Source organism: Mycobacterium sp. NGS59 (genome assembly GCF_059812345.1).
Map to the genome: position 1 here is coordinate 99,111 of NZ_JCALCN010000018.1, position 11,309 is coordinate 110,419.

Consider the following 11,309-nt stretch of genomic DNA (forward strand, 5'->3'; position numbering starts at 1 on the left):
GCTCCCGGCACCCACCCGGTACCCCGTTCCCGAGCGCTCTACACCGCCCGCTGTCAACGGTTTCGCTCACCGTCGGTAAAAGGCTCACCGAAGTGATTCGGTACCCCGGCCCGCTAGGTTGGGCGGAACTGGATACTGGACCGATGGCCGATGCCCCAGACGTTGCCGTCCACCCCGACCTGCGCCGGATCGCCCGCCTGGCGCCGTCGCGATTGGTCAGTCCCCGGACGTTGCGGGCGATGCGCGGCCTGACCGGGCTGCGCACCCGGCTGAGCCGCGTGCCCCGCGACATCGAGGTGCTCACGCTGCCCTCCGGGGTGGGTGTCCGGCTGTACCGGCCGGTCGGGGTCACCGGGGCCGCGCCGGCGCTGTTGTGGATTCACGGCGGCGGGTACCTGTTCGGTTCGGCGCAGCAGGACGACCGGATCTGCCTGGGGTTCAGCAGGGCCCTGGGCATCACCGTCGCCTCGGTGGAATACCGGCTGGCGCCCGAACATCCCTACCCGGCGCCGCTGGAAGATTGCTATGCGGCGCTGACCTGGCTGGCCGGGCTGCCCGCGGTGGATCCCGACCGGGTGGCGATCGGGGGCGCCAGCGCCGGCGGTGGTCTGGCGGCGGCGTTGGCGTTGCTCGCCCACGACCGCGGCGAGATCACGCCGGTGTTCCAGCTGCTGGTCTACCCGATGCTGGACGATCGCAGCGCGTCGTCGCCGGCCAGCCCGAATTTCCGGTTGTGGGACCCGGCGGCCAACAGGTTCGGCTGGGACTCCTATCTGGGCACCGCGGACCCGCAGATCGCCGTCCCGGCACGGCGCGCCGACCTGAGCGGGCTGCCGCCGGCATGGATCGGGGTCGGCACCCACGACCTGTTCCACGACGAGGACGTCGAATATGCGCGACGGCTCACCGAGGCCGGGGTGCCGTGCCGGCTCGAAACCATTCCGGGCGCGTTCCACGGATTCGACTTGGTGGCACCGAAAGTTGGTGTGTCACAACAGTTTTTCGCCATGCAGTGTGACGCGCTGCGACCTGCGCTGGCGGGTCACGTCGCGAAGTAGACGAGTTCGCCTTTGATCAGGGTGGCCGCCACCAACGCGGCATCCAACTCCGCCAGCACCACCTCGGGCGGCTCGGAGAGCACGCACAGGTCTCCCGGCTCCCCGATCTCGACGGTCCGCGGCCGGTCGGGACGATCGGGCCAACCCAGGAACATCGTCAAAGCGGTTCGCGCCGAGACGGATTCGGCCGCATTGAGCACCGCCCCGCTGGGCGTGGCGCGCGATACCGCGGCCCGCATCGCCGCCCAGGGGTCACCGCTGCCGAACGGCATGTCGGTGGAGAGCGCCACCGGGATGCCGGCCTGCAGCAACGAGGCGACCCGCCAGAGCTGGTCGTGTTCGTGGACCGGGACGTCGGACAGATACTGATCGCCGCGCTCGGCGACGAAGTTGGGCTGCGTCACCACCGTGACGCCCAGCTCGGCCAGGTCGGCGAGGTTGTCGTCGGGCACCACGGCGGCATGTTCGATCCGGTCGAACGGATGACTGCCTGCCGCCCGCAACGCGGCGATGGTCACCACCAGTTGGGCCGCCGTCACACAGTGCACGGCGACCGGTTGACCCAGCCCGTGCCGCTCGGCGATCCACCCGGTCAGGGCGTAGAGGTCCAGTCGGTCGTCGTGCAGGATCCTCTTGCCCGGTGACAGCAGCCGCACGCCCGGTCGGAACTCGCCGTTGCGATGCGCCATCATCAGCGAGATCAAGTCGCCGGCGTCGATGTCCGGGGTGGCGTCGGTGACCCCGGTGACGCCCCGCGCGGAGATCCGGCGGCTCAGTTCGGCCAGATCGGTCTCGCGCCGCGCCAGCGCCTGCGTCCACGGGTCGGCGCTGCGCAGCCGGCCGTCGGGATGCGCGGCCAGCCCGACGCGCCCCAACGCCGCCGAGTTGAGCACCCACAGGGCGCCGCTGCGGTGCTGGACACGCAGCGGCACGTGCGCCAGCACGGCGTCCAGCGTGGCGCGGGTGAGTTCGCCGGCAACCGATTCGTGGTAGCCGACGGCGCGAATCCAGCCGTCGGGTCCCGGCACGGCCGTCGACAATGCCTGCGCCAGTTGCTCTTTGGTATGCACCGTGGGCGGACCGACGGACAGCGAGTCCAGCGCTGAGGCCGCCGAGCGCAGATGGACGTGATGGTCGTGCAGTCCGGGCAGTACCGTCCCGCCGCCGGCGTCGAGCACCCCCTCCCCCGGTCGGGGCCGCAGCGCCGTGCCGACCTCTTCGATGCGCGCGCTCACCCGGATGTCGACGCTGTTGCCGTTCAACAGGGTCGCCCTCTGGATCAACATGGCGACGTCAACATGGCACGCGGAACCTTTCGGCGACCAGGCGGCGGACGGCGTCGTTGTCGGCACCGAGGTCGGCGGCCGCCGTCGTCACCACCGGTGGCCGCGGCGGTGCGGCGGGCAGGTCCGACTCCGCCGCGCTGGCCGGGAGTGCCGCGTAGGTCGCGGCGACGGCGGCCATCGCGACCTCGATGAACTCCCCGCCGCCACGCTGCAGCGAATCGGTCACCGCGCGCGCCGCCTCCAACCCGGCGAGCGGATCGGCGATCGCGTCGCCGCAGAACACCGGCCCGCGACCCACCAGCCCGCCGGCCACCGCGGCGTCGTCGCCGAACGCCGGACGCCGGGACCCTGCGCCGTGCCCGGAGATCCGCAGCCAGATCCGTCCGGCCCGCGGGGCCAGGTCGTCGGGCCCGAGTCCGCGTCGCGCCAGTCCGTCGGGCCGGGATCCCTCCAGGACGACATCGGCGGCCGTCAGCAACTCGCGCAGCTCGACGCTGTGGCGGTCGAAATCCAGGCAGTAGGACAGCTTGGCGCCGTTGATCCAGTCGAAGAAGACCCGGTTGCCGGCCCGGGTCCCGTCCGGGCGGGCGGGGCTTTCCACCTTGACCACGGTGGCCCCGGCCCGGGCCAGCAGCCGACCGCACAGCGGGCCGGCCCACATCGACGTCAGATCGGCGACCAACAGTCCGGCGGGCGAGCGCGCCGACACCCGCGGTGCGATGCGACGCACCACCGGCGGCGCGGCGGCGGCCTCGCCCAGTGCGGCGGCGGGAAGGTCGAGAAGTTCGGCGCGCTCAAGGATCTCGCTCACCGGCCGCGCCTCGGCCCAGCGGCCCAGTGGCGGCCACGGGTCGGCGGGCGGCACGTCGACGCACAGCAGCGCGGGAACGGCGGCGACGTCGTCGGGACGCGACAGGGTGAGCGCGCACCAACCGTCGCGGGCCGCGAGCAGCCGGGTGGCACCGCCGGCCGACACCCGACCGGCGCGGGTCAGACCCAGCAGTGCGGCCCGCCCGGTCAGCAACGTGGCCGCGTCGGGGGCGATCTGGCTGGCGCGGTCCAACACGGCCGCCCGGGAGAAGTCGGGTGGCCCGTCGGCCGGACCGGTCAGGCAGGCCAGCCCGCTGCCGGCCCATTGGACACTCACCACACCATGGTTGCGCGCATCCCGCTGGAGGTGGGCGCGGGGCCGGTCCTGCGCGACCGACTGGGGTACAAGAAGTGCCAGTATGCAGAGACTATCCGGATGATTTCTAAGTTTTTGACGGGAATGCAGTTTGTTTTGACGGAAATCAAGTTATCGTTCGTATCGGCTTTGCCGACCAGCATGACCGGGGGACATGTAAACGCGGCCTGAACAGGTTCGTGACCCAGCTAGTGGATGGTTCCCCGATGTCGTATCTTCTTGCAGCGCCGGACGTGCTGAGTGCCGCGGCTTCCGACTTGGCCGGTCTGGGCGCCACGCTGGAAACGGTCAATGCCGCAGCGGCAGCCTCGACCACCAACGTGCTCGCCGCGGCGCAGGACGAGGTCTCCACCGCCATCGCGTCGCTGTTCGCCACCCACGGGCAGGCCTACCAGAGCATCAGCGCACAGGCGGAGGCCTTCCAGGCCCAGTTCCTGCGGGCGCTGGCGGCCGGCGCGAACTCGTATGCGCTGGCCGAGACGGCCGCCGCCGGTCCGCTGCAGCCCTTGATCGACCTGATCAACTGGCCCACCGAGACTTTGTTCGGACGTCCGATCATCGGCGACGGCGCCGACGGCCTGGACGGAACCGGTGCCGCCGGCCGGCCTGGCGGGTATCTGTACGGCAACGGCGGCCGCGGCGGTTCCGGTGCGGCCGGTCAGGCCGGCGGGGCCGGTGGGTCGGCCGGGTTGATCGGCAACGGTGGCGTGGGCGGTGCGGGCGGGGCTTCGCCGACCGGCACCGGCGGGTTCGGCGGCGCCGGCGGCAACGGCGGCTGGCTGTGGGGTAACGGCGGTGCGGGCGGGGCCGGCGGCGCCAACACCGGCGGCCTGGGAGCGGGTGGCCTGGGCGGTCTCGGTGGCAGCGCACGCCTGATCGGCAGTGGTGGGTTCGGCGGTGCCGGCGGGTCCAGCGCCAGCGGCGCCGGTGCGGCCGGCGGGGACGGCGGCGGCTCCGGTCTGCTGTGGGGCCACGCAGGTCACGGCGGCAACGGCGGCAACGCCAGCGGCAGCGGGACCGGTGGCGCCGGCGGCCACGGCGGCAATGCATGGCTGCTGGGCCCCGGCGGCTTCGGCGGGAATGGCGGAGACTCCGCAGGTCTGGGCGCTGCCGGCGCGGGCGGTGACGGCGGCAATTCGCTGTTCCTGGGCCACGGCGGGGCCGGCGGCAACGGCGGTAACGCCACCGGTACCGGCGCCGGCGGCGCCGCGGGAGTCGGCGGCAACGCCTGGCTGGCCGGTCACGGCGGCAACGGTGGCAACGGCGGCAACAGCCTGGGTGCCGACGCCGGAGCCGGCGGCGCCGGCGGCGCGGCCTGGTTGCTGGGCCCGGGTGGTAGCGGCGGCGCGGGCGGCACCAGCTCGATCGGGTACGGCGGGGCGGGTGGCGCCGGAGCCACCGGCGGACTGCTGATCGGCAGCGGCGGAGCAGGCGGGGCCGGCGGCCACAGCCTGGGCGGCAGCGGAAACGGCGGGGCTGGCGGCACCGGCGGCAACGCCTGGCTGCTCGGCAACGGCGGCAGCGGCGGAGCCGGAGGATCCAGCGTCGGCGGTGACGGCGGTGCCGGTGGTACCGCAGCCAACGGCGGGGTGTTGATCGGCTCCGGCGGGTCCGGCGGCGCCGGCGGCTCGACCGCCTTCGCCACCGGCGCCGCGGGCAGCGGCGGCACCGCCGGCAGCGCCTGGCTGCTCGGCCACGGCGGCCACGGCGGCAGCGGCGGTAGCGCCCCCGGCGGCGGGCTGGCCGCCAACGGCGCCAACGGCGGCACCGGCGGATTCCTGTTCGGCTGCGGCGGCGACGGCGGCAACGGCGGCACCGGGGTGGCCGGTATCGGCGACGGGATCGGCGGCGGCGGCGGCAACGCCTGGTTGTTCGGCAGTGGCGGCGACGGCGGCACCGGCGTGATCGGTGGGACCGCCGGCCGGGCCGGGTTCCTGATCGGCCACGGAGGCGACGGCGGCACCGGGCGTCCGGGCGCCAACGGTGGCCTGCTGTTCGGCGACGGCGGCAACGGCGGCGACGGCGGCTTCGAGCTTCCGTCCCACGGCGGTAACGGCGGCCGGTCCTGGCTGCTCGGCAGCGGCGGTCACGGTGGTGCCGGTAGCGGCGGAATCGCCGCCATCGCCGACGGGAACGGCTGGTACGGCGGCAACGGCGGCGACGCCGGGATCCTGTTCGGGTTCGGTGGCGACGGCGGAGCCGGAGGCGGCGGGTTGGTCGCGGCGGCCGGTTACGGCAACGGCGGCGGTGGCGGTGCCGGCGGTGACGCCGGGTGGATCTGGGGTCGCGGCGGTGCCGGAGGGCACGGCGGCTCCGGCGGTGTCGGGATCGCCGGTGCGACCGGCGGCGCCGGCGGTACCGGCGGCAACGGTGGCACGGCGGTACTGCTCGGCAGCGGCGGCGCCGGCGGCAGCGGCGGGACCGGAGGCCAGGCCGGGGCCGGAACCTCGGGCGGAACCGGTGGTCAGGGCGGTCACGCCGGGGGCAGCGGGTTCCTCTACGGCAACGGTGCGGCCGGCGGGGCCGGCGGCTACGGCGGAACCGGCGGGCAATTGTCGGCCGGCGGGGCCGGTGGGGCCGGCGGTAACGGCGCATCGACCCTGCTGCTCGGCCATGGTGGTGCCGGTGGGTCCGGCGGAGCCGGTGGCGGTGGCGTCGCCGGAGTCGGTGCGGCCGGCGGCCACGGCGGAGCGGCCGGGAACAGCGGGTTCATCTACGGCAACGGCGGAGTCGGCGGCGCCGGAGGTGCCGGCGGCGAGAACCCGAGTGGCGCGGCCGGTGGACCGGGCGGGGGCGGCGGCAACGGCGGCAACGCCACCTTCATCGGCAACGGCGGCAACGGCGGTGTCGGCGGAGCCGGTGGCAAAGGCAACCCCGATGGCGCCGACGGTACGGGTGGCGACGGCGGCCGCGGCGGGTTCTTCGGCCAGCCCGGGACCGCCGGCCTATCCGGATAACGCGCCAAGTTCACGACCGACAGTCATCATCCGTCCGGCGGAAGCGTGACGCAGGCCACTGCAAACCGCCGATTGTCGCTCTCGAAGTGCTTCAACGGGCTCTTTCGGAGACTTTTTGTATGAGTTTTGGCGAATTTGACGGAAACATAGTTTGATTAGACACAAGTCGAGTTATCGTTCGTATCGGCTTTGATGATCAGCATGACTGGGGGACATGCGAACGTCGGCCTTAACAGGCCGTGACCTAGCAAATGGCGGTTTCCTATGTCGTACTTCATCGCAGCGCCGAGCGTCCTGAATGCCGCGGCTTCGGACCTGGCCGGTATCGGCGCCGTTCTGGAAGCGGCCAACGCATCTGCGGCAGCCTCGACCACCAACCTGCTCGCCGCGGCGCAGGACGAGGTGTCCACCGCCATCGCGGCGCTGTTCGGCACCCACGGGCAGGCCTATCAGAGCATCAGCGCCCAGGCCGCGGCCTTCCACAGCGAATTCATGCAGAACTTGTCGGCCGGCGCGGGTTCCTACGCCCTGGCCGAGGCCGCTAACGCGGCGCCGCTGGCCGGACTGGGCGAGGCGGTGCTCGGAGTCATCAACACCCCCACTCAGGTGCTGCTCGGTCGTCCGCTGATCGGTGACGGCGCCAACGGAACTCTGCCCGGCCAGGCCGGCGGGGAAGGCGGTCTGCTGTGGGGCAACGGCGGTGCGGGCGCCGGCGGCGCGGCCGGACAGGCCGGCGGGCGCGGCGGTAACGCCGGGTTGATCGGACACGGCGGTGTCGGCGGGGCCGGCGGGGCCTCGACGATCGCCAACGGCGGAGCCGGCGGGGCCGGCGGCAACGGCGGATGGCTGTACGGCAGCGGCGGCGCCGGCGGCATCGGCGGCGCCAACCTCAACGGTTTGGGCACCGGCGGCATCGGCGGTGCCGGTGGCCGTGCCTGGCTACTCGGCGCCGGCGGGATCGGCGGAGCCGGCGGCATCGGGGCCAACGGCGGGACAGGCGCGGCCGGCGGCGCCGGCGGTTGGCTCTACGGCGACGGTGGCGCCGGCGGGGCCGGCGGCGGCAACACGAGTCCCACCGGCTACGGCGGTACCGGCGGACGCGGTGGCGACGCCTGGCTGATCAGCGCGGGCGGCACCGGTGGTGCCGGTGGCACCGGTCCGTCCGGCGGTGGTCAAGCCGGCTTCGGTGGTGCCGGCGGTCATGGCGGTCTGTTCGCCGGTGCGGGCGGTGCCGGCGGTGCGGGCGGCACCGCGGGCATCGGCGGTAGCGGCGGTGCCGGTGGCGACGCGGGATGGCTTTCCGGCGCTTCGGGTGGCGCCGGGGGTGTCGGCGGCATCGGCAACGTCGACAACGGCGGCCTCGGCGGGGCCGGCGGCTCGGGCGGCCTGTACGGACCCGGCGGGGCCGGCGGCACCGGTGGGACCGGTGCCGCGATCGGCGGTGTCGGCGGTCGCGGCGGCAATGCCGGCTGGTTGCTGGGCACCGGTGGCTCCGGCGGAACCGGCGGCACCAGTGGCGGCGGCTACAACGGCGCCACCGGTGGCGCGGGCGGCAGCGCTGGCTGGCTGTACGGCCAGGGCGGGGTTGGCGGCAACGGTGGAAACGGCGGCATCGGCGCCCTCGGTGTGAACGGCGGGCACGGCGGCGACGGCGGCACCGGCGGTCGAGGCGGCCTGCTGTTCAGCGACGGCGGCAACGGCGGCAATGGCGGCATCGGCGGTAGGGGCGGCACCGGGATCCAGGGCGCCAACGGAGCGGACGGGACCTTCCCCGGCGGCGACGGCGGTGACGGCGGTGACGGCGGGGCCGGTGCGACCGGCGGTAACGGCGGCAATGGTGGGGCCGGTGGCCGCGGGGGTCTGCTCTTCGGTGAGTCGGGCATTCTCGGGCGCGGTGGCGCCGGCGGTGACGGTGGCACCGGCGGCGGCGCGGGCAACGGCGGCAACGGCGCGGCCGGCAACGCGGCCAATCCGCACGGCGGCAACGGCGGAAACGGCGGCAACAGCCAGGGCGCGGGCGGGGCCGGCGGCACCGGCGGTTACGGCTCGGTCATCGGTGCGCACGGCAAGTCCGGCAGCGGGACCCTCCTCGCCGGCGGTAACGGCGGCAACGGCGGGGCGGGTTATGACGCCTCGACCGGCAACGTGGCCGGCGCCAGCGGCGGCAACGGCGGTAACGGCGGTAACGGCGGCAACTACGGCAACGGTGGCGCCGCCGGGGCCGGCGGCAACGGCGCGGCCGGTGCGGACGGCACCGCGGGCGCCAACCCGGGTGACAGCGGCGGCAACGGTACCGACGGCGGTCGCGGTGGCTCCGGCGGTGTCGGCGGTAATGGCGGTTCGATCAGCGGTAACGCCGGCGCCGGTGGCGCCGGTGGCGCGGGCGGTAAGGGCGGCACCGGCGGGCTCGGCATCGACGGCAAGGACGGCACCGCCGCCGGGCAGGCAGGTCTGGCGGGCGGCGACGGCGGTGACGGCGGATCCGGCGGCAACGGTGGCGCCGGCGGCAAGGCCGGACAGGTGCTGGGCAAAGGCGCCGCGGCCGGCGACGGCGCGGGAGGCACCGGCGGTGACGGCGGTGCGGCCGGGCGGCCCGGTGAAGGTGGCACGGGCGCCGACGGCAACGCCGCTCATATCGACGGCGGTGCCGGTGGCGCCGGCGGTGACGCCGGAACCGCGGGTGGCGGCGGCAAGGGCGGCCTGAACGGCAGCACCGTCGGCACCGGCGCCGACGGGAAGAGCGGTGCTTCGGTGGTCGGGCCGGCCGGTAACGGCGGCAACGGTGGTGCGGGCTTCACCGCGACGACTCCCGGCGCCGACGGCGGTGACGGCGGGGCCGGTGGCGCCGGCGGCAGCATCGGTAACGGCGGTACCGGCGGGGCCGGTGGTGACGGCGCGACAGGCGCAACCGGCGCCGACGGGGCCGGCGCGGGGGGGCACGGCGGCGACGGCCTGGCCGGCGGCAAGGGCGGCGAGGGCGGCGCGGGCGGCGCGGCCGGCGGCAAAGGCACCGTCGGCGGTGACGGCGGCGCCGGTGGTAAAGGTGGCGCCGGCGGTAAAGGTGGCAACGGCCTCGACGGCGAGAACGGTGCCGCGACCGCCGGTGCGGGCGGTTCCGGCACGGCCGGCGGCAACGCGGGCAGCGGCGGCGAGGGTGGCGCCGGTGGTAAAGGCGGCGCGGCCGGCGGCACCGGCCAGGGCGGCAACGCGGGCAACTCCGGATCCGGTGGCGCCGGTGGCAACGGTGGCGACGCCGGCACCGCCGGCAAGGGCGGTATCGGCGCGGCCGGTGCGGTGGGCACGGTGGGCAACGGCGGCGACGGCTACGCCGGCGGCCAAGGCGGTGCTGGAGGTAACGGCGGCAACGGCGGTAACGGCGGTACCGGTGGGCAAGCAGGCGCCGGCACCGGCGGTGTTGCCGGCAAGACCGGCGACGGCGGCAACGCCAGCAGCGGTGGCGCCGGCGGCGCGGCCGGTGCGGGCGGCGCCGGCCTCGAAGGCGCCGACGCGGCGGCCGCGGGTGCGGCCGGAACCGACGGTGGTGACGGCGGTGCCGGCGGTACCGGTGGCGCCGGCGGTAAGGGCGGCAGCGGCGGAACGGGCACCAACGCCGGCAAGGACGGCAGCGGCGGAGCCGGTGGCGCCGGTGGCAATGCGGGCACCGCCGGTGACGGTGGTCGGGGCGCCGACGGGGTCGCCAACGGAGTCCTCGACGGCGGCGCGGGCGGTAAGGGCGGCGACGCTGGCGCGGTCGGCCAGGGCGGTGCGGGTGGAGACGGACCCGGCGGCAAGGGCGCGACCGGTGTGGACGGCAACGGCGCCAACGGCGGGCACGGCGGCGCCGGCGGCGACGGCGCGGCCGGCGCCAACGGCGACAACGGCGTCGGTGCGGGTGCCAGCGGTAAAGACGGTGCTGCCGGCGGTCGTGGTGGCGAAGGTGGCGCCGGTGGTACCGCCAGCGGTGCGGGCACCGTGGGCGGTAACGGCGGTGCCGGTGGTCAGGGCGGGGCCGGCGGTGCCGGCGGTTCCGGTGTGGGCGGTGCCGACGGCAAGATCACCAGTGGGGCCGGTACGGCGGGGCAGGCCGGTGGCAACGCCGGTAACGGCGGCAACGGTGGGGCCGGCGGTAAGGGCGGTGACGCCGGCAGCGGCGGAACCGGTGGCGGCAAGGACGGTAATGCCGGCAGTGGTGGCGCGGCCGGCAACGGTGGCGCGGCCGGCACCGCGGGCGCGGGCGGCGCCGCCGGCCAGGGTCATGACGGAACCGCGGCCAGCGCGGGCCACGGGTTCGCCGGTGGCAATGGTGGCGCCGGCGGCAAGGGCGGCAGCGGCGGCGACGGCGGGGTCGGCGGCCAGGCCGGTGCCGGTACCGGCGCCAGTGCGGGCAAGGACGGCAACGGCGGGGCGGCGAGCTCCGGTGGCGCCGGCGGCGCGGCAGGCTCCGGCGGGGCCGGCCTGACCGGTGCCGACGCGGTGGCTGCCGGTGCGGCCGGCAACTCCGGCGGCAACGGCGGGGCCGGTGGCAAGGGCGGCGACGGCGGCGCCGGCGGGACCGGCGGCAAGGCCGGTGGCGCTACCGGCAGCAAGGGTGCCGACGGCAACGGCGGCACCGGTGGAGCCGGCGGCGACGCCGGGACCGCCGGCGACGGTGGCCGCGGCGCGGACGGCGCGACTTCCGGTGTGCTCGACGGCGGCGCCGGCGGCAAGGGCGGCGACGCCGGTGCGGTGGGCGCAGGCGGCAGCGGCGGTGCCGGTGGGGGCGCCACCGGCACCAAGGGCGGCGACGGTGTCGCGGGTGTTGGTGCTGATGGTGGTGATGGTG

The 11,309-nt window shown here is 75.6% G+C and carries 6 protein-coding genes; 4 read left to right on the forward strand and 2 right to left on the reverse strand.

Going from position 1 to position 11,309, the window contains the following annotated elements; all coding sequences use genetic code 11:
* Positions 1-143: 143 nt before the first annotated feature.
* Entirely contained in the window at positions 144-1,058 is a 915-nt protein-coding gene (locus AC5Y46_RS18920; RefSeq protein WP_499992495.1) for an alpha/beta hydrolase, read from the forward strand.
* Here AC5Y46_RS18920 and AC5Y46_RS18925 read toward each other — a convergent pair.
* Positions 1,043-2,344 (reverse strand): amidohydrolase family protein, encoded by a 1,302-nt coding sequence (locus AC5Y46_RS18925; RefSeq protein ID WP_499992496.1) that lies wholly within the window; start codon positions 2,342-2,344, stop codon positions 1,043-1,045. The two genes, AC5Y46_RS18920 and AC5Y46_RS18925, sit on opposite strands and share 16 nt — an antisense overlap.
* A 7-nt stretch (positions 2,345-2,351) precedes the next feature.
* Positions 2,352-3,491: a CoA transferase gene (locus AC5Y46_RS18930; protein WP_499992497.1), complete on the reverse strand. Its 1,140-nt coding sequence runs from the start codon at positions 3,489-3,491 to the stop codon at positions 2,352-2,354.
* Positions 3,492-3,497: 6 nt separating this feature from the next.
* Here AC5Y46_RS18930 and AC5Y46_RS18935 point away from each other — a divergent pair, with 6 nt between their 5' ends.
* From AC5Y46_RS18935 to AC5Y46_RS18945, 3 genes are all read left to right on the forward strand, one after another.
* Positions 3,498-3,701, forward strand: coding sequence for a hypothetical protein (locus tag AC5Y46_RS18935; RefSeq protein WP_499992498.1), 204 nt, complete (start codon positions 3,498-3,500; stop codon positions 3,699-3,701).
* 35 nt (positions 3,702-3,736) lie between these two features.
* On the forward strand, positions 3,737-6,487 hold the full coding sequence (locus tag AC5Y46_RS18940) for a PE family protein (RefSeq protein ID WP_499992499.1): 2,751 nt from the start codon (positions 3,737-3,739) through the stop codon (positions 6,485-6,487).
* Between the two features lie 264 nt (positions 6,488-6,751).
* The coding region (locus AC5Y46_RS18945) for a PE family protein (protein ID WP_499992500.1) at positions 6,752-11,309 on the forward strand (4,558 nt) is incomplete at its 3' end.